Consider the following 24,478-nt stretch of genomic DNA (forward strand, 5'->3'; position numbering starts at 1 on the left):
AAAGGTCAAATCTGAATGACTAAAAACCTTATCAATCCTGTTAAGAAACTGCACCGAATTAAAGGAAATGAACCGCTGCTGCTGAATGACCCGCATCGGGTATGGATTGTTCGATCGGGCGCGATCGCAGTTTTTGCAGCCCAGATACAAAGTGAGAAGCCTGCGGGAAACCGCTATTATCTGTTCAGCGTCAGTTCCCGCGAGGCTTTGTTCGGCGCAGCTACCCCCCCCAACCCCCCCTTGCTAAGGGGGGGAGAAGGAGAAGGGGGGGGAGAAAATTTAAAACCAGGTTGGGGACTTCTGGCGATCGCGATCGCAGAAACTGAATTGCAATCGATCGCGATCGCAGATTTTTGCGCTTTAGTTGCTGCTGGTGAGGGCAACGCGAGATCACTTTTGGATGGCTGGATGCAGCGTTTGGGAGAAATCGCCCGATCGCGCGAGGAAATCGTTTCGCCGGAAACAGTGGTTTTAGCATCAGCTTGGCAGTATCTATCGCTGGAAACAGGCCAACTGCTGCGATCGCCCCCGGGAACAGTTGTCTGGGTGCGCGTCTCGTCGGGTGATGCGAGTGTCGGGGAATTGAAGTTAAATTCCGCTTCCCCAGCGTTTCCCCTGGGTGGGAATATGCTGCTGGTGGCATCCGGGGAAGTTGAGGTGCAAATTTTCTCAACAGCAGAGGTGGAAAATGCCGACTGGCTGCGCCCGAGTTTAGCTTTGCTGCACGAGTATTTCTGCTGCTGCTTGAACTTGCTGGTTTCCCAACAAAAAGCAGAGGAATTCCGCCGGTTTCAGGAACGCGAACAGCTAAACCGCCAAGTAGCCGAGACAGCTTTGGGAGAGTTAACCGAGGTTTTGCATCCCCGAAAAACTGAGGTGTCTGAGGAAGGAACGCCGCTGTTAATCGCTGCTGGGGCTGTAGGTAAGGCACAAGGTATAACTGTCAATCCGCCGGCGGGTTCCGAAGATTTCAGCCGAGTTAAAGATCCGATGGAGGCGATCGCGCGATCGTCCCAATTTCGCACCCGCCGCGTCCTCCTGGCTGGGGATTGGTGGCGGCAGAACTGCGGCCCGCTCTTGGCTTATACTAAGTTCGGCAACCGTCCTGTAGCTTTGTTGCCCGGTAAGGGATATCGTTATACTTTGTTCGACCCGATCGATCGCACTCGCAAACGGGTAACTAAAGCAGTAGCCCAAGAGTTGTCGCCAGAAACTCTCATGTTTTACCGGCCTCTCCCGCTATTAGTTCGCAACGCTGCGGAACTGTTTCGGTTCGGGACGAAGGGCTACGAAAAAGATATTATCATTGCTTTCGGGCTGGGGATATTGGGAACGCTGCTGGGGATGGTGACGCCACAAGCTACCTCGATTTTGGTCAATGATGCTATTCCTGACAGCGATCGTTTGTTACTGTGGCAGTTAGGGCTGGTATTGTTAGTTGCGGCGATCGGACGGGCTGTATTTAGCATGGCCCAAACAATTCTGACGCTGCGGATCGAAAATGCTGCCAGCGGCACTCTCCAGCCGGCAGTTTGGGATCGATTGCTGAGATTAAAACCTGCGTTTTTTCGCAGCTATTCTTCTGGCGACTTGCTGACTCGCTTATTAGCAGTTAATCAAATTCGCGCCCAACTCAGCGGCGCGACGCAGCGGACACTTTTGAGCGCCATATTTTCCCTGTTGAATTTGGGGCTGATGTTTGTTTACAGCCTGCCGCTGACTTTAGTCGGAATTGGTTTAACTTTTCTGGCGGTTATAGTAACAGTCACATCCAGCTTGCTCTTAATCCCAAAAGAGCGGCAGATGGAAACAGGAGAAGGCGACATTAACGGGCTGACTGTAGAACTAATTAACGGAGTATCAAAGTTGCGGGTAGCGGCTGCAGAAGGGCGAGCCTTTGCAGCTTGGGCGAAAAAATACAGCCAGCAAATTAAACTAAGAACAGGAATTAAACGAATTGACGACAGCGTTTCTGTGTTTAACGAAGCGCTGCCGTTAGTCAGTTCTATTCTGATGTTTTGGTTTGCAATTCAGTTTATCCAAAGTCCTCAAACAGAAGGCGGCGGACTGAATATGGGGACGTTTCTTGCTTTTAATTCCGCCTTCGGAACCTTTCTTTCCGGCGTCACAGATTTGAGCAATACTCTAACTGATATTTTAGGAATTGTACCGCTGTGGGAGCGCGCCAAACCAATCGTCCAGGGCATCCCGGAATCTGACCCGACAAAAGCCGATCCCGGCCGCTTGCAAGGTCAAATTACTGTCGATAGGGCGACTTTCCGCTACCGGGAGGACGGCCCCCCAATTTTAGATGATGTCAGCATCAATATTCAACCGGGGGAATTTATCGCGATCGTCGGGCCGTCTGGTAGTGGCAAATCAACTTTATTTCGGCTATTATTGGGATTTGAAATAGCACAAAGCGGCACTGTTTATTACGACAATCAAGATTTAGCAGGCCTCGACGTTCAAGCTGTGCGGCGGCAGTTAGGAGTAGTGCTGCAAAATGGCAGAATTAATGCTGGTTCGATGTTTGACAATATTACCTGCGGGGCGATGGTAACGCAGGAGGAAGCTTGGGAAGCCGCCCAAATGGCCGGTTTAGCCGCTGATATCGAACAAATGCCGATGGGAATGCACACGGTTGTCAGCGAGGGCGGCACGAATCTTTCGGGAGGACAGCGGCAGAGATTGTTAATTGCGCGCGCGATGGTTGTCAAACCAAAGGTGATCTTGATGGATGAAGCTACGAGTGCTTTGGACAACCGCACGCAGGCGATCGTTACTGAGAGTTTGGATAAGTTGAATGTGACGCGAGTTGTCATCGCCCACCGCCTGAGTACGATTCGGAATGCCGATCGCATTTATGTAATTGAGGCCGGCCGTTTAGTGGAAGTTGGCTCGTTTGATGAATTGGTAAAACAGGGAGGATTGTTTGCTCGATTGGTGGCGCGGCAGTTGGAGTAGGGATTAAACGTAAAACGCCGCCATTCAGAAACCGGGTTTCTCCAAGAAACCGGGTTTCTTGGTCCTGTCGCGAGTCAGAAACCGGGTTTCTTGGCATATTTAATTATTCTTTTGTTAGTAAATCGGGCAACCACAACAAAATTAACAATAGCAAGCAGGCGATAACTAAGCCAACGCTAAATATTCTTGTGTTACCCATATCGGGGGCTTGCTGCATCAGGTAAACTGGCTGTATCGCATCCATATTTTCTGTAGGTTGGGATTGTTATATGTGTCATTGTGCAACTGAAAAGCAATCGCATACTCTGCGATTGCTTCGCGAATTTTATCCATTATCGAGCGGCTTTTGGCAATTATGATTTGCTCATTGCCGCTTGCCGAAAGCGCGCGTCGCTGCTTCAATCGCCCCAAATGTGATTATAGCGGCCCGCTTTTTCAGGATCGCCCCAAAAGAAAAGGCCGCCCGCGATCGCATCTAATTCCAATTCGTCCAATTCTTGATTAGTTGAATTTTCCGGTTCTGATGCTGCGATTTGGGACAACTCAGACGGTAATTCTTGCGAAAATTGATCGTTGCTTTCCATCAGATGTTTCCTCCTTAGATGTTGAAACTCAGCAGAAGCGCGATCGCTTCTAGTTACAAGCAGCTCATTTCCCGAAATAGGACTGCATTGCTTCAATTAAGCTCATAGAGGGGCCCCGGCCAAAATTTGGCTTTTCCCCGCTGACTGTGATAGTACGCATACCGCCCGCGATCGCATCGAGTTCCGAGTCGTTCAATTCTCCACTGGTTGAGTTTTCCGGTGCGGCTGCTGTGATTGCGGACGACTCAGAGGGTACTTCTTGCAAAAATCGATTGTTACTTTCCATCAGATGTTTTCTCCTTCGATAATTAGTGAATTTTGCTTCCAAAAGCGATCGAACCAACTCCTAGCAAAGTTGGCTGCTATCCAGCCTTTTTACCCGCTATGTGGCTAGCAAAATCGCTAGCAAAATCCTCGGTCGAAATTCTCTCGGTCGGACCGTACCACTGGAGCCTACTCCAATTGAAAAACGTAAGACCGCCTGCGATCGCATCTAATTCCGTATCGTCCAATTCTTCAGCAACAGAATTGACTGGCGACTGTTGCTCTTGCACGGTAGAATCTTGCTCAACTTCTACGGAAAACTGATTGACGCCTTCAAATTCAAAAGACATGAGATTTGCTCCTTTATTTGTTTTTCCCAGCTAACCTAGTGCTGGTCTTTGCGTAAATTTAGTTTATAAAATTACCCCGCCGAAGTCGCTAGCTAAGAGGTCAGTTTTGCACCTATAAAAAAAGACCTGTTTTACCTAAACTTTAGTTTAGGAGATTAACTGAACTTTTGGCTGGGCATCGAATCTCGCACGTAAGTATATACTCGAAGCTGTTGAGTTAAATTTACAAAAGTTGCGCGTTAAGTCTAAAAAAACCTGGTTTTTTAACCGAGATTCAGGATTTTAAGCAAATATTTCGTTAAAAAACCCGGTTTCTGACAACCCCTGCGCTGAAAATCTAAAATCTAAAATCTCAAATCTAAAATTGCCTCACCTCTTGTGTGAGCAGCATATTTATGCTATCTTCAACGCACCGTTGACCGCAGGGTGAATATGCTGACTCTTCCTGGCGTTGAAGTCACACGTCAAATCTACGAAAGCGCAAATTCCCTAGTTTACCGAGGATTGCGACAGCCCGACAATCAGCCCGTTGTCCTCAAAATCCTCAAAGAAAATTATCCCACACCCCAAGAACTCGCCCGCTATCGCACAGAGTATAAAATTACACAATCTCTGAACCTGAGCGGCTGTATAAAAGCCTATGATTTGCAGCCATATCAAAACACGCTGGTGATGTTTGTCGAGGATTTTGGCGGCGAATCCTTGAAAATTTTGATGCAGCAGCAAAAATTTAGTATTGCCGAATTCTTGCGAATTGCGATCGCCACCACTGAAAGTTTACAAGAAATTCACAGCGCCCACATCATTCACAAAGACATTAACCCTTCAAATATTGTCTTCCATCCAGCTAGTGGGGAACTCAAAATCATCGACTTTGGCATTTCCACGCAGTTGACGCGGGAGAATTACACCATAAAAAATCCCAACATTTTAGAGGGAACTCTTGCTTATATGTCGCCGGAACAAACCGGCAGAATGAACCGCAGTTTAGATTACCGCACGGATTTTTATTCCCTGGGCGCTACCTTTTACGAACTGCTGACATACCAACTGCCTTTTGACACTGATGATGTGCTGGAATTAGTACACAGCCATCTCGCAAAACAGCCTTTATCTCCATCTGAGGTTAATCCCGAAATTCCGAAAATTATTTCGGATATTGTGATGAAGTTGCTGGCGAAAAATGCTGAAGAACGCTATCAAAGTGCTTTGGGAATTAAAGCCGACTTAGAATCTTGTTTGAATGAATTGCACAGCAATAATACCATATCAAGTTTTCCCTTAGCTTGTCAAGATATTTCAAATAAGTTTCAAATACCTCAAAAACTTTACGGCAGAGAGCGAGAAATTGCCACTATTTTAACTGCTTTCGATCGAGCTTCCGACCAAAGCCAAATGTTTATGATTGCGGGTTATTCTGGCATTGGCAAAAGCGCGATCGTGCAAGAACTCTATAAACCGATTACTCAAAACCGCGGCTATTTTATTTCCGGCAAATTCGACCAATATCAGCGGAATATTCCCTACAGTGCTGTTGTCAGCGCCCTGCGAGAATTAGTCAAGCAACTGTTAGCTGAAAGTGAAGCAAAACTCCAAGAGTGGCGGCAAAAATTATTAACAGCTTTAGGGATAAACGGTCAAGTCATAATTGATGTAATTTCCGAAGTAGAGTTAATAATAGGCAAGCAACCAGCCGTACCAGAAGTAGGAGCGAGCGAGAGCCAAAATCGCTTTAATTTAGTGTTTCAGAATTTCATTACAGTCTTTATTAAACCAGAACATCCTCTGACTGTATTTATAGACGATTTGCAGTGGGCTGATGGCGCTTCTCTCAAGTTAATCGAACTGTTAATGAGCGGTAGGAAACCTGGTTTATTTCTAATTGGCGCGTATCGAGATAACGAAGTTTCTCCCGCTCATCCGTTAAGCTTGACAATTGAAGAAATTATCCAAAAGGGAGCCAAGGTCGAGCGCATTTTTCTGTCGCCTTTAGATTTAGCCACCGTCACTCAATTGATTTCCGATGCGCTGAATTGCCGCGAGGAAAGAGTCACAGCCCTTGCTGAGTTAGTGCTGTTGAAAACAGGTGGCAATCCTTTCTTTATGAATGAATTTCTCAAAGCGCTTTATACTGAAGGGCTGTTACAATTTGACTTTACCCCCCTAATCCCCCCTTACCAACGGGAAACACAGGGGGGGTGGAAATGGGATTTAGGGGAAATTAAAGGCCGGCGATTCACTGATAATGTTGTCGAATTGATGTCGAGCAAGATTCAACAACTGCCGGAGAATACGCAGGAAACTTTAAAAATAGCCGCCTGCATTGGCAATCAATTTGATGTCAAAACCCTAGCTTCCATTTGTAAAAAATCGCTCCGAGAAACAGCGAATGATTTATATGCAGCAGTTGCGGAAAATTTAGTCGTGTTGCTGGGGAATATGGGAGATGTGGAATTAGAAATTGCCGGTAAATTACCCACCAGCCAATCGCTAGAATACAAATTTGTTCATGACAGAATTCAGCAAGCGGCTTATTCGCTAATTGCCGAACAGGATAAGCCAATCTTCCACAAACAAATCGGGCAAATTCTGCTGCAAAATACTCCTTCCGAACAGCGGGAAAAAAAAATATTTGATATTGTTAATCAACTGAACTTTGCGCGTTCGCTCATGACAGACAGTACCGAGCGAGATCGACTTGCTGAGTTAAATTTGATAGCCGGCAAAAAAGCGAAAGGAGTAGCTGCTTATCAGCCCGCTTTTAACTACTTACAAACCGGAATAAAATTACTTGAAGAAGAAGACGGCAAGTTGATGTCTGAGAAATTGAGCTTAGAATTGCATCAAGAAGCAACAGAAGCTGCTTACTTTTGCGATGATTTGGTGCAAATGGAAATGTTAACTAGCTGGGTAATCCACCATGCCAAAACTGTACTAGATAGAGTCAAAGTCATTGAATGCAATATTTGGGCAATCAATGCCCAACAGAAACCCCTGGAAGCCTTAAAACTTGGGGGACAATTATTGGAAGAGTTAGGAGTAAAACTCCCGACTAACCCGAATGATTTGACGAGTTTAAAGGAATTACTGGTAAGTAAGTGGGTTTTAGCAGGGAAACGCATTGAAGATTTAGCAAACCTCCCACCGATGAGCGACCCCTACAAACTCGCTGCTTTGCGTCTTCTCCCCACTCTCATGGTTCCAGCCTCAATTGCAATGCCCAAACTGATGCCGATTATTGCCTATAAACAGGTAAGTTTATCGGTGAAATATGGCAACTGTGCTGAATCTATCCCTGCCTATGGAATGTACGGCTCTATCCTGGGTGGTTTTCTAGGTGAAATTGAACGGGGTTATCAATTTGGGGAACTTGCATTGAAGCTTTTGGAGCAATCTAAAAACAAACAGTTTAAAGCCCAAGTCATTCACCCCATTCACGATTTTCTGAAGCATTGGAAAGCACCTGTGAAACAAATATTACCCGGTTTCTTAGAGGCTTATAAGAGCGGGTTAGAATCGGGAGATTTACAATTTGCTTGTGCTGCTGCTCACACCTATTGCGGTTACTTGTATCTAGCTGGCTGTGACTTGTCCCGAGTCAAACGTGAAATCACAACTTACAGAAATGAGGTGGTGAAATTGAAGGAAGAACAAGTTGCTTTTCAATTCCAACCATTTTATCAAACGGTTGTGAATTTATTAGGAGACTCCGATCGTCCTTGCGATTTAAGCGGGGATGAAGGGAATGAGCAGAGGATGATTTCTCAGGCTATCGAAGCAGAAGACCAGCTTTATTTATTCATTTTTTATTTTTTTAAAATAATTATTTGCTACTTATTTGAAGATTATTCGGGAGCGGCAAATTATGCAGTAAAAGTGAAAGACTATATAGAAGTTTCGCTGGGAACGCTTCAGTATTTTTACTTTCATTTTCTTGAGTCATTGATTCAGCTTGCTTGTTATGAAAATGCTCCGAATAAACAGCAGAGGCAAATTTTAAGGCAAGCTAAAGTCAATCAAAAGAAAATCAAGAAATGGGCGGAACACAATCTGTCAATTTATTTACATAAATACAATGTAGTAGAAGCGGAAATTTGTCGAATTCAAGGGAAAGATAAACAAGCGATCGACTATTACGATCGCGCGATTTCCCTAGCCAAAGAACACGAGTATATCCATGAAGCCGCCCTCGCTTACGAACTCGCCGCCAAGTTCTACTTATCTAGGGGGAAAGAACTAACAGCTAAAGCTTATATGCAGGAAGCTCGTTACTGCTATCAACTGTGGGGTGCGGTGGCAAAAGTCAAAGATTTAGAAACCCGATATCCGCAATTATTGAGGCTCGATCGACCGACAATTAAAGCCATTTCAAGTACGACATCAACCAGCGACAGCCGTCCTAGTTCTTCCTTAGATATCGCGACCGTAATGAAAGCTTCCGAGGCAATTTCCGGCGAAATTATGCTGGATAATTTACTGTCAAAACTGATGAAGATTTTGATTGAAAATGTGGGCGCACAAACAGGTTATTTGATTTTAGAAGAGCAAGGTAAGTTGCTGGTCAAAGCTGAAGTGGCGCTACATAACGATCGAATAAAAGTATTGCCGTCCATTCCGATTGAAAATCGCCCGGAACTTTGCGAAGCAGTTATCAATTATGTTGCTCGCACTAAAGAAAATTTAGTGCTCAACGATGCTACCCGGGAAGGACAATTTACTAACGAACCTTACATCAAAACGCGCCGGCCCAAATCTATTTTGTGCACGGCTTTGATGAATCAAGGTCAACTGAGTGCGATCGTTTATCTAGAAAATAACCTCACCGCCCAAGCTTTTACTCCCGATCGCCTGGAAGTCTTACAATTGTTATCGGGACAAGCGGCGATCGCCATTACGAACGCTCAACTCTACGCCCAAGTCAAGGAACGCGAAAGCCGCCTGACTCAATTTATCGATGCTATGCCGATCGGGGTAGCCGTGCATGACACCACCGGACAAATTACCTATGCAAATCAGACAGCACATCAACTAAGTGCCATTCCCACAATACCCGAAGCAAATACTGAGAAATTAGCAGAAGCTTGTCAACTTTATCTCGCGGGAACTAACGAGTTATATCCCACCGCACAAATGCCAATCGTGCGTTCTTTGGCGGGTGAAACGGTCAAAGTAGATGATATCGAGTTCCACCGACCTGATAAGATTGTTTCCTTGGAAGTTTGCAGCACGCCAATTGTGGATGAAACTGGCAAGATTAATTATGCGATCGCCACATTTCAAGATATCACCGAGCGCAAACAAGCCGAAAAAGTTTTAGCTGATTACAACCGCACTTTAGAACAGCAAGTGAGCGATCGCACTCTCGAACTCCAGCGGGAAATTATCGAGCGACAACGAGCCGAAGACGCCGCACAAGAAGCCAACCGAGCCAAAAGTAGATTCCTCGCAAATATGAGCCACGAATTGCGGACTCCCCTCAATGCAATTCTGGGTTTTTCCCAACTGTTGAATCGTTCTTCTAACCTATTGCAGGAACAGCAAGAACACCTGGGTATTATCACCCGCAGCGGAGAGCATTTGCTCGAACTGATTAACCAAGTATTAGATTTGTCCAAAATAGAAGCGGGACGCACGACTCTCAACGAGACCAATTTTGACCTCCACCGCTTACTGGATGACATCGAAGATATGTTCCAACTTCCGGCTGAAAATAAGGGATTGCAGTTATTAGTAGAGCGGATGTCAGACGTTCCCCAATATGTGCAAACTGATGAAATTAAATTGCGCCAAATCTTGATTAACTTGATTTCTAACGCGATTAAATTCACATCAGAAGGTGGCATTTATGTGAAAATTAAAAATCAGGATTTTGGTCGGCAAATCAGCTTTGAGATAGAAGACACGGGAGCGGGAATTGATGTTAGTGAATTAGACAAGCTTTTTGAAGCTTTTGTGCAAACCAAAACGGGGGAAGAATCGCAACAAGGAACAGGATTAGGTTTAACGATCGCACGTTCTTTTGTGCAGTTAATGGGAGGTGAAATGACAGTCAGTTCTCGTGCGGGAGGCGGTACTATCTTCAAATTTGACATTAAAGTTAATGCAGTTGAAAGTGCCGATCGCCAACGGGAACAGCCAACTAGACGAGTTATTGCGATCGCACCCAATCAACCTCGCTATCGAATTCTCATTGCAGACGACGCTTTTGACAACCGCCAATTGCTAGTTAAACTGCTTTCCGCGATCGGTTTTGAAGTCTACGAAGCCAAAAATGGGAGAGAAGCAATAGAAAAGTGGGAGCAATATTCACCCCACTTAATCTTTATGGATATGCGGATGCCGGTGATGGATGGGTATGAAGCAACCAAACAAATTAAAGCCAAAGCATCATCAAGCTCCCCCCTTGTTAACGGCGGCGGGGGTATCGAAAGTCAATCAACAGCAATTGTTGCCATAACATCAAGTAGTTTTGAGGAAGAGAAAGCCATTGTTCTTTCTACCGGGTGCGATGATTTTATTCGCAAACCATTTAGAGAAGCAAACATATTTGAGGCTCTACACAAACATGTCGGGGTACAATTCGTTTTTGAAGAACTAAATGCTGCCCCCAGTTTCACAGAAAATGAAGTAAATGTATTGACAAAAACAGCTTTTTCTGAATTGCCTCCGGAGTTAGTAGCCAATCTCCAGCAAGCCATTAGCAACCTCGATGTGGAACAGATGCAAGCAGTCATCAGTCAAATTCGCGAAATCAATCAGCCCTTAGCTAGGGCAAGCGCAGCTTGCATTAAAAATTTTCAGTACGAACAGTTGCTAAATTTAATACACACATTGAGGGATGAGACATGAACAAAAACCTCAGTTTTACCGACCAAGAAAGTATTTTAGTTATTGATGATTGTCCTGAGAACTTAAAACTTTTAAGCGGCATACTATCTGTCGCTGGGTATAAAGTTCACCTAGCTCCCAGTGGGAAATTAGCTCTTAACTTTATCAATGCCAACTTACCCGACTTAATTTTACTGGATATTATGATGCCTCACATGGATGGCTACGAAGTCTGCGAGCAGCTCAAATCTACTCCGAAAACTCAAAATATTCCAATAATTTTTATCAGCGCTTTGCAAGAAATTTTTGATAAAGTAAAAGCCTTTTCTGCGGGGGGAATAGACTACATTACCAAACCTTTTCAACAACAAGAAGTTTTAGTTCGCGTCGAAAATCAATTGCGTCTGAGTAGGATGTCTAAACAACTCATAGACCAAAATATTCTCGAAGAGCGCAACCGCATGGCGCGGGAAATTCACGACACTTTAGCGCAAACTTTTGCAGGCATTATCATACATTTGGGAGCCGCCGAACGGGTAATAGCCGCAAATCCAGAACAAGCACAAGTACACATGAAAACAGTCTGCGAACTGGCTCGTTCTGGACTTGCTGAGGCGCGGCGATCCGTAGAATCTTTGCGCCCGCAACTGTTAGAAGATGGCGATTTGTATAGCGCTCTCAACAAAATTGCTAAACAAATGTCATCAAATACTGATACGCGCACTATTTTTGAAGTGGTGGGCACGGCATATTCCCTACCATTAGAGGTAGAAAATAACCTGTTGCGGATCGGGCAAGAAGCATTAACAAATGCTTTCAAATATGCCAAAGCTACGGCGATAAAAATTGAGTTAGTATACGAAACATCCAACTTCCTTTTGCGGGTGCAAGACAACGGACAGGGATTTAATACGGAAAGTATCGGTTTTAGGAATGGCTTTGGTTTATTGGGAATGAGAGAACGCGCCGATCGCATTAACGCGCAACTAATTGTAAACAGCAAGCCCGGAAACGGAACAGAAGTTATAGTTTCAGTTGAGCGGCAGTAAAGTAAGGTGCACATTTCGCACCATACATAGTAAGTTTGTAGTGAGATGTTCAGTTTTTTTTTATCAAATTAACAGGGTAAACATGATTAACCAATCAAATATTATTCGCGTTTTAATTGCCGACGATCATTATATTGTGCGGCAAGGTTTAGTGGCGCTGCTGGAGCATGAATCAGATGTTAAAGTTGTGGCGCAAGCAAGCAACGGCGAAGAAGCTGTGACAATGTTTCGCCAACATCAGCCCGATGTAACGCTGATGGATTGGCGGATGCCGGTGATGGATGGAGTCGCCGCCATTGCTGCGATTTGTGCGGAGTTTCCCAGCGCCCGGATTGTGGTGCTGACGACTTATGACGGCGATGAAAACATCTATCGCGGATTGCAAGCGGGTGCTAAGGGCTATCTGCTGAAGGATGCGGAACCCGATGAGCTTTTAGCAGCAATTCGGGCTGTTTTTGAGGGGAAAAAGTACATTCCGCTCGCAGTGGGTGTTAAGTTAGCCGATCGCCTGAGTGGGCCTGAATTGAGCGATCGCGAATTAGAAGTCATCCGCCTCATAGTCGCGGGTAAAAGCAACAGCGAGATTAGTGAATTTCTGCACATCAGCGAAAGCACCGTTAAGTTTCACGTCAACAATATTTTGAGCAAGATGGGAGTTAGCGATCGCACGCAGGCCGCGATTTCCGCATTAAAACGGGGGATTGTCAGCCTGTAGTTTAATGAGCGGTATTTTTTTCCTGATAAAAATAGCAATCCTCGCATCATTTGTGAATTTCTTACTCCCTCCCCTTGATAAGGGGAGGGTTGGGGTGGGGTAAAAAGTTTACGACTCCTGCAATGATTGCTATATGACTATTATGATGGGAAATAATGATAAATAAGACCTTAAGTTTTATGTAAAAACTTTTTAGTAAGGCTAAGGTGGAACTCCTAGGACAAATTAGCCCTCATCAAAAAAATGCTTTATTCATTTTTGTCCAAGTCTCAAGTCAAAGTCCGCGTTTTAAAACAGTTTGCAGCCGCTGTTTCGGCGTCTTTAGCCCTCAGTGCAATAACCAGTTTGAAACCCTCGCCGGTATTAGCCGCTAGCAATATCCCCCCTGCAAATCAAACTTCGACTCAGCTAGCCGCAAAACCTGATTCTAGCTTGCAGCTAGGGCAGTTACGCAGCAGTGTTCCCGTGCAGACAATGCAGCTCGATCCGGGCGGATTTATCCCGATCGCGATCGGCGGTATGATAATTATTCTGGTGCTGCCATTATTTTTTGGCGGATTGGTAGTAATTGGCGATCGGGAAGTTGGCATTGTCAGTAAAAAGTTTAGCTTCGGCGGCAAGTCTTTACCGCCCGGAGACTTAATTGCCTTAAACGGAGAAGCTGGATATCAAGCCGATACTTTGCCGCCCGGTTGGCACTGGGGTTATTGGCCTTTGCAGTACAACGTTCGCAAAGAGTCTCTAACTGTGGTTCCCCAAGGTGAAATTGCTTTAATTATCGCCGCCGCCGGCGAGTCGATTCCGCCACAGCGCATCCTAGGCCAAATCACAGAATGCGACAATTTTCAAGATGCTCGCAAATTTCTTAAAAGCGGTGGAGAAAAAGGTCGCCAACTCGGCATTCTGACGGGCGGCAGCTATCGGATAAATACGGCATTATTTACGATAATTACAGCAGCTAATGCTCCCAAACACGGGATGACACCGGAACAGTTGAAACTGTACAAAATTGATCCAGATAAAGTGGGAGTTGTGACAACTTATGACGGCGTTCCGATCCAAGATGGCGAAATTGCAGGACCGATTATTCCGAATCACGACAACTTCCAAAACGCACAGAAATTTATCAGCGGCGGCGGGCGGCGCGGCTTGCAGGAACAGGTTTTGCTTTCTGGTTCTTGGAATTTAAATCCTTGGTTTGTCGGGGTGGAACAAGTGCCGATGACCGAAATCCCGATCGGCTATGTCGGCGCGGTTATTTCTTATGTCGGCAAAACCTCGGAAGATGTGAGCGGCGCTGCTTTCACTCATGGAAATTTAGTAAATGTGGGCAATAAAGGGGTGTGGGTGACACCTCTTTATCCGGGGAAACATCCGCTGAATACGCGCATTTTAAAAGTAGAGTTAGTGCCGACTACTAATATAGTATTGAATTGGTCGGGGAAAACAGAACGGCACAGTTACGATTCTAAACTTTCGTCTTTAACCGTGCGTTCTCAAGACGGCTTTGCCTTTGATTTAGAAGTAGCTCAGATTATTCATGTCGGCGCTTTGGATGCTCCGAAAGTTATCTCTCGCGTCGGTTCAATGCAGAATTTAGTTGACCACGTTTTGCAGCCGACAATCGGGAATTATTTCCGCAATTCGGCTCAAGCTTATTCTGTATTAGATTTTCTCTCGGCAAGAAGCGGCAGACAAGCGGAAGCAGCAGAGTATATCAAAGCAGCTTTGCGTACCTACGACGTGCAGGCAATTGATACTTTAATCGGGGATATTTTGCCGCCTGCAGAGTTGATGCAAACTCAAACCGATCGCAAAATTGCTGAGGAACAGTGCAAGACTTATGAAGTGCAGCAATTAGCACAAACTCAGCGGCAACAATTGGTGCGGGAAACGGCGCTGGCTGAGATTCAACAAGAGATGGTGAAATCCGAACAAGGCGTGAAAATTTCTGAGTTGAAAGCGAATTCTCAGGTTAAACAAGCTCAAGGCGAAGCTGAGTCGATTCGGGTGAAGGGAAATGCTCAAGCTGAAGCTTATCGCGCGGGTGTTGTGGCTTTGGGAGGTTCCGGTTATACGGCTTTGCAGTTAATGCAAATTATAGGCGATCGCAAAGTGCGAGTTGTGCCGGATGTGGCGGTAACAGGCAACGGTAGCGGTGGCGGTTTGGTTGATGGTTTGCTGGGAATGATGATGTGGAATCAAACGAGCAAAAATGGAGAAAATGGCGGAGAATTACCTGTAGTTAAGTTACAGAAATCCGAGCCGACTGTTTTGGAATCTGCGACAAAGTTACCAGTAGCAAAGGTGCATTCAGCAAAGCCGCCGGAATCTCGCGCTAATTCCCCTGTTGGGAATTCTGAGTCTGATATTGATTCGCGGTTTGATGAATTGCCGTTTGACGATCGATCTTTTAGTTAAGTGGTTTTTGGCAAGTTAAATGATGGTATTTCATCATTCGTAGGGTGCGCTAGGCGCACCTTACACCAGATTTAGTCTCTTTTCTTTCAGTCTGCCCAGGCGGACTAAAGTTTGTGTAGACGCGAATTCTATTTGCTCCCAATCAATCTCTCTCTCGGTTGTGGCAAATCGCAGTACAATCGATCGATATTGCATCTGAGGAATCTCCCCATGTCAGAACCGTTTTCTACTGAGATTAGCGATCGCATCTGCACTCACATGAACGAAGACCACGCTAGTGCTGTAGTGCTGTACGCTCAAGCATTTGGCGACCAACCGCAGGCAACGGAAGCTCAAATGCTCGCTATTGATGCCAACGGCATGGATTTAACCGCTAAAGTCAACGACGAAACAGTGCCTGTTAGAGTAAATTTCGATCGCACTTTAAAAGACGCCGAAGATGCTCACCACACTCTCATTGATATGGTGAAACAAGCTCGAAAAGTTGCTAAGTAGTCAATTGCGTACTATTCTGTTATAATTTTAACGTTTGCAGTAGGGACTTTAGTCTGGTTCAATAGTTGTTAAGGACTCAAGTTATTAGTGAAAACCTTTAGTTAGGTTAATTTTTTAAAAGACTAAAGTCCGTACTGCAAAAAAAATATTTAATAAAGTTTAATTTTACTCTAAAATATCCACTAAAATGACAGAAAATTACCCAAACCCCAAAGAATTAGATGTCGTCAATGGCAGTAAAAATAACCATTTCGAGGCACTGGTAAAGCGACTAGATTTGATGATTCGCGCCCGCTATTCGCTGCTGTACATTGTCAGCGCGGAGGAGGAACCGGTCGAGGCTGTAATTGACCAAGTAGCGCTGCAAGTAACTCCCGCGCGCCGGGTGTTGTTCTGGGATCTTGTGCGCGGCTGGGAGGATAACGGTTCTGGGAAAGGTTCGGTAATGGCGGCGCTCGATCGCGTCAGCCAAACTGCTGTTGAAGAATATACCATATTTGTACTGCGGGATTTGCACCCAATTTTGAAATATCCATACAGCGAAAAAAGCGCGGCGGTAGTGCGAGAATTGCGGAATTTAATGCGAGATTTGAAGCGCAGCAAAAAAACTATAGTTCTTACTTCTCACACGCTGGAATTGCCGGAGGAATTGAAAGAAGAAGTAACAGTAATTGATTTTCCTTTGCCCAACGTGCAAGAAATAGACAGTTTAATTTCCCACGTTGTGGAAAAACCACAACAGTTGCAAGTTAGCGGTTTAGCAAGAGAACAGTTGGTTAAAGCTTGTCAGGGTTTGAGCCGCGCTAGAATCGGGCGGGTTTTAGCTAAAGCTTTGGCTGCAAAACAGCAAATTAACGAGTCAGATATTGACGGAGTTTTGGAGGAAAAACAGCAAGCAATTCGCCAAACGGGAATTTTGGAGTTTTTTAACTCCAGAGAATCCCTGAAAAGTGTGGGCGGCTTGGAGAATTTGAAACAGTGGGTAAAGATGCGGCAAGATGCTTTTACTGACGAAGCGCGCCGCTACGGCATACCGAATCCGAAAGGCGTTTTGTTAGTAGGAATTCAAGGTACAGGCAAATCTTTATCTGCGAAAACAATAGCCTCAGAATGGCGTTTGCCACTGTTGCGATTGGATACTGGGAGATTGTTTGGCGGTGTGGTCGGGGAAAGCGAAAGTCGCGTCAGGCAAATGATACAATTAGCAGAGGCGATCGCACCTTGCGTTTTGTGGATCGATGAAATAGATAAAGCCTTCGGCAACATTATCAGCGGCAGCGACGGCGATTCGGGAACTTCGCGGCGGGTATTCGGCAGTTTGATCACTTGGATGCAGGAAAAAACCAGTCCGGTGTTTATTGTCGCAACTGCAAATAACGTCAGGATTTTGCCCGCAGAGTTGCTGAGAAAAGGCAGGTTTGATGAAATTTTCTTTTTAAATTTGCCCTCTGAATCGGAACGGCAAGATATCTTTAAAGTGCATTTGCAGCGTTTGCGACCAACTAGATTGCGCGAGTTTGATTTGGCGGTTTTGGCGAAACGCGCTGAGAATTTTAGCGGTGCAGAAATCGAGCAAGTTGTAATTGATGGATTGTATCGAGCCTTTGGCACCTTTGTCAACGGACAGCGCCGGGATTTGATGACCGAGGATATTTTGAGGTCGATCGAGGATACAGTACCTTTAGCTGCGATCGCGCGATCGCAAATTGAAGATTTGAAGCGCTGGGCGGCGGAAGCGGGCGCGAGAACAGCTTCTAACGATACTCACTTAATTGATGAATTGAAACGCTACAGCCAGCGGCGGAGGGATGCGAGCGACAATTAACTTAATTTTGCATCTGTTTGTAGTCAGGACTTTAGTCCTTATTCCTGATTCACCAAAACTTGCTCGGACTAATTTCCTCACTACAAACCCAACCTAAAAATATCCGCATAAATAGAATTTTCCTCAACCATTCTCCCCGCATCCGGCGAATCGTAAACCACTAACAGCGAATTCTGCCCACCCAAATACGGAAACAGCGACAACCCCTCAGCATTGTCCGCCCCCACCTTAAAAGGCAAGTCAAACAATACCTCCAAATCTCCCCCATTTTGCCCAGTAATACTGTCGCCCGATCGCCCTAAAATTCCCTTTAACCGACACACCCTCATCTCTCCAGATAACGTCATCGTCGGCCCGGCTAAAACAATCAAATCTTCCCCATTCCAGCACAATTCTCGCACCCCCAAACCGTTCAAATCAACAAAATGTTTCTTGTACAATTTCCCTCCTTCCCCAATCGCCTTAAGCCTTAAAACTCCCGCTTGGGCCTCTTCAACTTCTATCTCTAAAATTATCGCCCAACCCCGCAGTACCGGCCCCCGCAAACCGAGCAAAATGCGATCGCCCCGCACCGCCAACCCTTCAATATCAAAGCCATTTTCTTTACTCGGAATCGGCACAGATAAATATAGACCGAGGTGGGTGTCATCTTTGAGCGCGTCTGTCAGCAAATTGCCCGTTTCTGTCCGCTGAAGGCATCCCACTTTCTGTTCCCTTTGATTGTCTGAATGGGAAATTGACTCGCACAAAATCCCGTCTTTCATAGGAATGCGCGCCAGTAAATAACGGTTGACATCTGTCTCGATTTCTGCTAATCTTTTAAGGTCTTTCTCTGCGTCTTTGCCTTTAGCTTTGTTGCGTTTTGTGCTGTGAGAACCGACCAGCCAAAGATAATCGCTGCTGAAATCAATTCCTTCAAGATCGATTTCGGATTTTCCAGGTAGATCGATAAAATCTGCGATCGCAAATCTTTGATGTTCTCCAAAAATATGAGGCGCGACAGGCGACAAACGCTCGATCGAAGTCGTTTCATCTGAACCCAGCCACAAATTGCCGTCGGGACTTAAAACAACAGCGGATAAGTCTGTAATAATATCAGCCGCTTCGCTGTTGAATTGCAGCAGCAGCCGACCTAGCAAAAAAGATTCTGGCATAATTATTAGCACCTAAACTATTCTTAGGGTAAGTCATTATAGCTAAATCTGCTTGAAACTCATAGGTTGCACCATTCTCAATCAGGCTTTTATGGGCGGGCTAAAAGCCCAACTCCTACTCCCCACAAGAAAGAAAATTCATCAGTTGTGGAACAGACCGGAAAGCCTGTTCATAACAGAGGTGCAAGATGGGAGTTAAAACCCATTGAAAACTAAAACAGAAAACAAAAACAAATATCCTCCTCAAGCCTCATAGCGAGAACTTCCATTTTGAGATAAGGATTTTTAACCCCTGGCGGGCCAAACCGCAGTCGGCGGTGATAATTCCGCAAACCGAACCTCCACAGACGGATAACACCCTAATTGAAGCATTAACATCGCCGTTACGTTTCGTTACGATAAGGAGACAGAGAGAAAAACCTCTCATTCGTAAAATCAGAGGTAGCCATTATGAACGGTACATTTCGCGTCGGCAACCTGTTTGGGATTCCCTTCTTTGTCAACGCATCTTGGTTTTTAGTTCTGGGTTTAGTAACCTGGCAGTACGGCGGCGCACTAGCTGCCCTGTTTCCCACATTGGGCCCCGTAGCGCCCTGGATGCTGGGATTATTGACAGCGTTACTGTTATTTGCTTCGGTCTTAGCCCACGAATTAGGACACAGTTGGGTAGCCATGAAACAGGGCATTGGCGTGAAATCAATTTCGCTATTTCTGTTTGGCGGACTAGCTAATTTAGAAAGAGAATCTAAAACCCCCGCAGAAGCATTTTGGGTAGCCATTGCCGGCCCGTTGGTCAGCTTATTGTTATCCGGTTTGTTAACAGCGATCGGCATCGGTGCTGGTCTCACAGGCCCCGCAGCCGCCATCGTCGGACTTTTAGCTTCGATCAACTTAGTTTTAGCCTTATTTAACTTAATTCCCGGTTTGCCCCTCGACGGCGGCAACATCCTCAAAGCGATCGTCTGGAAAATTACTGGCAACCCTTACAAAGGTGTAATTTTTGCTAGCCGCGTCGGTCAAATAATTGGTTGGATTGCCATTGCTACAGGCATCTTCGGCAATATTTGGAATCTAGTAATCGGTTGGTTCTTACTGCAAAATGCCGGTCAATCTGCCCAATATGCCACAGTCCAAAATCAACTGGCAGGCCTGACAGCTGCAGATGCTGTGACCCCCGAAAGTCCGATCGTCTCCCAAGACTTGTCCCTCAGAGAATTTGCCAACAATTACGTTATCGGTAGCGCTCATACCTGGCGCAGATTCCTGGCAACAGATGATGCCGGACAATTGGTAGGGGCGATTGACCTTGACGACCTCAAAACCATTCCTACCGGAACCTGGCCCCAAGTTGTAGTTAAAGAACTCCTCAAGCCGATCGAATTTTCCACAACCGTCAAACCAGAATTATCCCTCCTCGAAGTAGTCACCCTTCTGGAACAACTCAAAGTACAAGAACTCCCCGTCATTCGCGAAAACGGTGTACTCGTCGGACTTGTAGAAAAATCGGAAATTGCCCGCCTGCTACAAAGACGAGCAGAAGCTAACCCTGCTTAATCTCCTCAGATACTTGACAAATAAGAGTTAACCCCCTCGATTTCCCTTACCAAAAGGGCGATCGGGGGGGTTAACAATAGCTTCAAAAAAGTCACACTCAAACACAAATAGTCCTGCACGCAACTGTCACAATAGTTAAAGATTTTTTGAGGTATGTTGTTGCGTCCCGGACTGACTAAGGATCGCGAATTAAATAACTTACAAATTTAATTGTTATTGTGGAGGTTATTTAATTCTCATTCCTAAATTATTAGCTGCCCATCAAAAATGATAATTATTATATAGCCTTTCTCAACTTTCGTGAAATACGCGGGCGAACAATTCCATATCTATTGCCAATAGCCTGAATATATTGAAATTATCTGCGTTAATCTGTGTTCATCTGCCTTAATCTGCGGTTTGTCTATCAATCAAAAATTTAGGCACTCTTGTCTACTGATTACCTGACAATTCTCAACCGTACCGCACTGTTACTGATCAAGGCTGTATAAGTTAATCTTCCGCGCACCCTACAGCTCAATTTCATCAATCAAATCTAGTATTTTTTGATAATCAAAATTATATAGATGATTCATCATAACTTCCGCAACAACATCATTATCTCTGCCGATTTCCTCAATAGTTGTGGCAATCAAGTCGAAGTCAGCCTCACGGACTGCCTGTTTTAGATTGCTCGTCCATTCTGGGGAAACTTTCGGCTTGGAATCCAGCGTAAATATTGCAGCACTATCAGATATTTTTTCTTGTACCATACTTGAACTTTGCGATAAATCATTGACTTCAACATATTTATTGATGACTTCACCAGCACCCGCTGCGGTAACAACTTGAATGTCAAACTTGAAGACTGTACCGTCTCCCACTTCGCTTTCGACAGTAATCTCGCCCCCCATTAATCTTATGAACTCGTGGCTGATGTTTAATCCTAAACCCGTACCTGTTTGAACTTTCTTTTCTGATGAAGTTTGCACCAATAATTCAAATATGCTTTCTAATCGTTCCGGGGGAATACCAACTCCTGTATCGGATATTTCAAAGCAAATAAAAACAGTTTTTTGAGAGTCTCCTATATTAACAAAATCGTTTGTTATAGGCTTAATTATTCCTAATTGCTTTTGCCATACTGTGACTAAAACCGAACCAAATTGGGTAAATTTAATCGCATTATCTAAGAGATTAATCAGCACTTTTCGCAACTTAATTTCATCAGTTTGCACGTATTGGGGTACATAGGAAGAGCAGTCAATAATTAATTGCAATCCTTTATTTGTCGCCGGAAGCTGAAACATATTTTGCACGTCCCCCAGCAAGCGGTACAAGTCAAAAATTTTGGCGTTGAGTGTCATGCGCCCAGCTTCAATTTTAGATAAGTCTAAGACTTGATTGATCAGTTGAAGCAGGTGCTCTCCGCTGCGGCGAATAATTGTGATATTTTCTTTTTCCGGCAAAGTTAAATTAGGGCTGGGTTCCATTAATTGAGCGAAGCCGAGAATGGCGTTGAGGGGGGTTCGCAATTCGTGGCTCATGTTGGCGAGAAAGAGGCTTTTAGTTTTGTTGGCCGCTTCTGCGGCTTCTTTGGCTTGTTGGAGTTCTTGTTCTGCTTGTTTGCGATCGCTCGTATCAATGATTATGCCGTGCCAGACAATATCTCCATTTTCGCGCAATTCTGGTCGAGAATAACCTTGCAGCCATTTGAGTTTTCCCGATGCTGTCACAATCCGCCACTCGTGGGAAAATGGTTCTAGATCGGTGGCACTTTTGACAAGTGCCTCGAAGTAACTGGAGCGATCGTCCGGGTGGATTTGTTCGTAGAATAAAGCAGAGTTGTTCTGGATTTCCTCCGGCTCTAATTCTTGAATTTCTCGGCACAGAGGACTGATATACTCGATATTGGCTGAGCCGTCGGGATGCTGCACTAATATGTAAAGTTCTCCGGGAACAGTGTTCGCTAATTTGTGAAACAGAGCTTCGCTTTTTTGCAAGGCTAATTGTGCTTGTTTGCGATCGCCAATATCAATCCCAAATCCAAACAAGAAATCCAGGCGGCCACCTTCGTCGAGCACCGGTGTGCCGTGCCACTCGACTAACAAAGTCCGATCGTCCGAAGTGAGAATGCGATGTTCGTTAACCGTTTGCTCCCGCGCTGTTACGCCCGTAAAAATCGAATGTAACCCGGCTCGATCGCTTGGCGGTACGAATGTAGCTAAGTAATCTTTACCTGCAACTTCTGTGGCAGTATAGCCCACAGCTTCCAGCATACTGTTATTCGCCAGCAGGATTTTACCCTCAGAGTCGATCGCCACAAAAAAAATCGGAGAATTTTCGATAATCTTTAAGTTAAAGTCGCGCTCTTGACGGATAATTTTTTCAGCTTGCTTGCGCTCCTCAATTTCGAGCTGCAAGCGGGCATTGATCGAGGCTAGCTCGATCGTGCGATCGACTACTTCAATCTCTAGGGTACGGTTGTAGTCAGCCAATATTTGCTCTGCGTGTTTGCGAGCCGTAATATCTTTAAAAACAGTCAGAACATAAAGGATATTCCCCCCACCGTCAAACACCGGCAACGCTCGCACTTCCAAACGAATATTTTTCCCGTCTCGGCGAATTTCCATATCTTCAACAATCACCTCCAAGCCACTCAACGCGCGCACAAACGGCATTTGCTCGGCCGGGTACAGTTGATTAGTGGCTGCTATATAAATTTGATAAGCTTCTGCTAGCTCTTGTGCGGTGGCATCGGGCATTTCTCCCCTGCCCAATATTTGCTCTCCCGCCGAATTCATGAAAATAACTGCGCCTCCCGGAGTCATCGCCGAGACTCCAACAGGCAAATTTTCTACCAGTTGGGCAAATTTTTCTTCACTTTCTGCCAAAGCTTGAAAAGACTGTTTCAGTTGAGCTGCCATCTCGTTGAAAGACTGCGCTAATTCGCCGACTTCCTCAAGCCTACTGACACTAACAGCGCGATCGAACTTTCTCGCGGCAATATCTTTAGCTGCTTCGTTGAGCCGCAGCAGTGGCAGCGTTACCCACCTAGCTGTCAGCACTCCAGCAATTGTCGATAGCAGTAGCGCCACCAAACAAAGTAAAATTGTAGTGCGCGTATTTTTGTTAATTTGCCCCATGAAATCGGATTGGGGAACTGCGATCGCAATCAGCCAGTTCAAACCGTAAACATCAGAAAACGGCAGCACTTCCACAAAATATTCCTGCCCGTCTTGGCTAAATTTCAGTTGCTGCCGCTGCTTAATGTCGCCAAAGCCCTCGAAGTGTTCATACAAATATTTAGCTGCGGTGCGAATGACAGGAGTTTGGCTGTCTAAAACATTCACCCGCTGCTGTTGCTGCTTTCTCGGCATCTTTCTAAAGGGTGATTCTTGACTAGAACTGGCAACCAGCAAGCCCGATCGTTCGATCGCAAAAATTTGTCCCGTTTTGCTAAACTTGATGCGATGGAGATATTGCTGAAGTTCCAAGAGCGAAAAGTGTACTGCACTAACTCCCAGCAATTTACCCTTTCGATCGCGAATCGGTTGGCTGGCAGCAATAAAAACAGTCCCAGGACTAAAACCTTGATAAATGCTCGTCCAAATCGGCTTGTTAGCTGCGACAGCTTCTTTGTACCAGGGCCGGAGGCGGGCATCGTAGACTCCGGGTTCTACCTTTAATTTAGCGGTGCGAGTTCCTAGGCCATCTGTAGCGTAGTATATGCTCTGAGACTTGCTAGACTTGTTCGCCACGACAATTTGCAAGCTGTTATCCGTGGGGTTGCGCCAAATGCCGAGATATTCTCCTGATTTTTCAGCACCGAAGGATATCCATTGAATGCTTTTAAACGATCGCATTTGCAGCCACAGGAACTTCTCTCCCCGAGGCTGCGGCTTTTCTAACTGTAAATTTAATTCACCGCGCTCGATCGCTTCAGCGTTAAGTTGATTTACCCACTGGGTATGTTCAAAAAAAGAAATCAGCTTTTCTTCTACTCTCTTTCCCGTCTCCGCGATCAAGTTCTGGGCGAGCTCTTCGACTGCTTTGTCTCCGTTGCGAAATGACAGATACCCGACAATCCCGACTGCTGCGACGATTTGCAGCACAAAAGAGGCCACTAGAAGGTGACGCAGGGAGATTTTTGTTTGGTGTTGAGAAGTTTTACTGGCGAATCGGGGCAACGGCATAGGCTGATGACTAATTGCTCCCTAACACTTTAACTGTTCCAGCCTGTAATTTCACTTACGGGGGATCGAGGTGTTTCCTTGACCTCCAAACCCCTCC

General features: G+C 45.4%; 14 protein-coding genes. 8 read left to right on the forward strand and 6 right to left on the reverse strand.

Going from position 1 to position 24,478, the window contains the following annotated elements:
• Positions 1-15: 15 nt before the first annotated feature.
• Complete coding sequence (locus QUA27_RS13210) at positions 16-2,967, forward strand: NHLP bacteriocin export ABC transporter permease/ATPase subunit (RefSeq protein ID WP_333068463.1); 2,952 nt, start codon at positions 16-18, stop codon at positions 2,965-2,967.
• Positions 2,968-3,070: 103 nt separating this feature from the next.
• Here QUA27_RS13210 and QUA27_RS13215 read toward each other — a convergent pair whose 3' ends face one another.
• The 4 genes from QUA27_RS13215 to QUA27_RS13230 form a co-directional block, all read right to left on the reverse strand.
• Positions 3,071-3,211 carry a hypothetical protein gene (locus tag QUA27_RS13215; protein ID WP_333068464.1) on the reverse strand — a complete coding sequence of 47 codons (141 nt, stop codon included), beginning with the start codon at positions 3,209-3,211 and terminating at the stop codon, positions 3,071-3,073.
• A gap of 154 nt (positions 3,212-3,365) precedes the next feature.
• Positions 3,366-3,551, reverse strand: coding sequence for a hypothetical protein (locus tag QUA27_RS13220; protein WP_333068465.1), 186 nt, complete (start codon positions 3,549-3,551; stop codon positions 3,366-3,368).
• 64 nt (positions 3,552-3,615) lie between these two features.
• On the reverse strand, positions 3,616-3,837 hold the full coding sequence (locus QUA27_RS13225) for a hypothetical protein (RefSeq protein ID WP_333068466.1): 222 nt from the start codon (positions 3,835-3,837) through the stop codon (positions 3,616-3,618).
• A 76-nt stretch (positions 3,838-3,913) separates the two neighbouring features.
• Entirely contained in the window at positions 3,914-4,165 is a 252-nt protein-coding gene (locus QUA27_RS13230; protein ID WP_333068467.1) for a hypothetical protein, read from the reverse strand.
• A 432-nt stretch (positions 4,166-4,597) separates the two neighbouring features.
• Between QUA27_RS13230 and QUA27_RS13235 the strand changes: the two genes are divergently transcribed.
• From QUA27_RS13235 to QUA27_RS13260, 6 genes are all read left to right on the forward strand, one after another.
• Positions 4,598-11,014, forward strand: coding sequence for an AAA family ATPase (locus tag QUA27_RS13235; protein WP_333068468.1), 6,417 nt, complete (start codon positions 4,598-4,600; stop codon positions 11,012-11,014).
• Positions 11,011-12,042: an ATP-binding response regulator gene (locus QUA27_RS13240; RefSeq protein ID WP_333068469.1), complete on the forward strand. Its 1,032-nt coding sequence runs from the start codon at positions 11,011-11,013 to the stop codon at positions 12,040-12,042. The genes QUA27_RS13235 and QUA27_RS13240 overlap by 4 nt, the downstream gene beginning before the upstream one ends.
• Before the next feature lie 85 nt (positions 12,043-12,127).
• Positions 12,128-12,757, forward strand: a complete 630-nt coding sequence (locus QUA27_RS13245; protein WP_333068535.1) for a response regulator — start codon at positions 12,128-12,130, stop codon at positions 12,755-12,757.
• Positions 12,758-13,000: 243 nt separating this feature from the next.
• The gene (locus tag QUA27_RS13250; RefSeq protein ID WP_333068470.1) at positions 13,001-15,178 is read left to right on the forward strand and encodes an SPFH domain-containing protein; all 2,178 of its coding nucleotides are present in this window, start codon (positions 13,001-13,003) and stop codon (positions 15,176-15,178) included.
• A 210-nt stretch (positions 15,179-15,388) separates the two neighbouring features.
• Positions 15,389-15,673, forward strand: a complete 285-nt coding sequence (locus QUA27_RS13255; RefSeq protein ID WP_333068471.1) for a DUF2470 domain-containing protein — start codon at positions 15,389-15,391, stop codon at positions 15,671-15,673.
• Between the two features lie 187 nt (positions 15,674-15,860).
• The gene (locus QUA27_RS13260; protein WP_333068472.1) at positions 15,861-17,498 is read left to right on the forward strand and encodes a Ycf46 family AAA ATPase; all 1,638 of its coding nucleotides are present in this window, start codon (positions 15,861-15,863) and stop codon (positions 17,496-17,498) included.
• A gap of 80 nt (positions 17,499-17,578) precedes the next feature.
• Here the strand turns inward: QUA27_RS13260 and QUA27_RS13265 are convergent, their stop codons facing one another.
• Positions 17,579-18,652 (reverse strand): DUF3616 domain-containing protein, encoded by a 1,074-nt coding sequence (locus QUA27_RS13265; protein ID WP_333068473.1) that lies wholly within the window; start codon positions 18,650-18,652, stop codon positions 17,579-17,581.
• Between the two features lie 450 nt (positions 18,653-19,102).
• Here QUA27_RS13265 and QUA27_RS13270 point away from each other — a divergent pair, with 450 nt between their 5' ends.
• Positions 19,103-20,206 carry a site-2 protease family protein gene (locus QUA27_RS13270; protein ID WP_333068474.1) on the forward strand — a complete coding sequence of 368 codons (1,104 nt, stop codon included), beginning with the start codon at positions 19,103-19,105 and terminating at the stop codon, positions 20,204-20,206.
• Between the two features lie 509 nt (positions 20,207-20,715).
• Here the strand turns inward: QUA27_RS13270 and QUA27_RS13275 are convergent.
• Positions 20,716-24,381: a PAS domain S-box protein gene (locus tag QUA27_RS13275; protein ID WP_333068475.1), complete on the reverse strand. Its 3,666-nt coding sequence runs from the start codon at positions 24,379-24,381 to the stop codon at positions 20,716-20,718.
• Between the last annotated feature and the right edge of the window lie 97 nt (positions 24,382-24,478).

The organism is Microcoleus harperi Pol14_C6, from assembly GCF_036701295.1.
Lineage (GTDB): Bacteria > Cyanobacteriota > Cyanobacteriia > Cyanobacteriales > Microcoleaceae > Microcoleus.